This is a genomic window from Roseospira navarrensis, assembly GCF_009601025.1.
Taxonomy (GTDB): Bacteria; Pseudomonadota; Alphaproteobacteria; order Rhodospirillales; family Rhodospirillaceae; genus Rhodospira; species Rhodospira navarrensis.
The window spans coordinates 1-1,033 of the sequence record NZ_WIVE01000161.1 but is presented as its reverse complement, the minus strand read 5'-3'; the positions used below and the strand labels follow the sequence as shown (position 1 = coordinate 1,033).

Here is a 1,033-nt window from a genome sequence, read left to right as displayed (position 1 = left end):
AAGGCTTATCCCTTTGAGTCCGGGACCGCATCATGTGGTGACAGGTGGCCCGAAATGGCGCAGAACATAGAGTGAACAAGCGTCATTTCCGGAGCCTGATCATGAGCGCGTTTCCCCGATCCCTGCTCGAATTCCAACGCCAGTTCCCTGACGAAGCCGCCTGCGCGGCGTACCTCGCGAGACAACGCTGGCCCGAGGGATTCGTCTGTCCGGTGTGCGGCGGCAAACGCGGCTGGGCGCTGGAAACCAAGGCGTGGACCACGGAGTGCGCCGACTGCGGCCGCCAGACCTCGGTCACGGCCGGGACGGTCATGCATCGCAGCAAGCTGCCCCTGACGGTGTGGTTCTGGGCGGCGTATCTGATGGCGACCCACTCCAACGGCATCTCGGCGGTCCAGATCCGGTCGCAACTGGGGCTGGGCTCCTACAAGACCGCCTGGCTGCTGTGCGCCAAGCTGCGCAGCGCCATGGTCAACCCGGAGCGCACGCCGCTGTCCGGTCTCGTGGAGATGGACGAGACCACCATCCCCTTCCGAACACACGATGATCCGCCCGCCGGCGGACAAGGGCGCAGCCACCAGGGCAAGATGCTGGTCGCGGGCGCGGTCGAGGTCACCGACGGCGGGCCGGGCCGCATCCGCCTGCGCGCCATCCCCGATTTCTCCGGCAACACACTGGCGGCTGTCGTGAAAGAAACCCTTGGACCCGGCTCCACCATGAAGACCGACGGATGGACCGGCTACGCTGCAACCCCGGATGTGGCGCACGATCCCCATGTCATCGGCTCCATGGCCGCCCATATCGTGCTTCCCTGGATCCACCGCGTCTTCTCCAACCTGAAGACCTGGGCGCTCGGCGTCTACCACGGCCTGCGGCGGAAACATCTGCAAGCCTACCTCGACGAGTTCGTCTTTCGCTTCAATCGTCGCCGCACCCGACACGCAGCCTTTCGATCCCTCCTGGGGATCGTCACGACCAAGGGACCCACCACCTACGATATGTTGATCGCGCCGGAAGCAAAGGGATAAGCCAT

Annotated in this window: 1 protein-coding gene; it reads left to right on the top strand. The window is 64.9% G+C overall.

All coding sequences use genetic code 11. The annotated features are described in order from the left end of the window. Positions 1-101 precede the first annotated feature (101 nt). The gene (locus tag GHC57_RS19100; protein WP_153347247.1) at positions 102-1,028 is read left to right on the top strand and encodes an IS1595 family transposase; all 927 of its coding nucleotides are present in this window, start codon (positions 102-104) and stop codon (positions 1,026-1,028) included. The last annotated feature ends 5 nt before the right edge of the window (positions 1,029-1,033 follow it).

Coding starts and splice junctions, on each gene's coding strand:
- GHC57_RS19100 (WP_153347247.1), top strand. CDS start 102: ATGAGCGCGTTTCCCCGATCCCTGCTCGAATTCCAACGCCAGTTCCCT.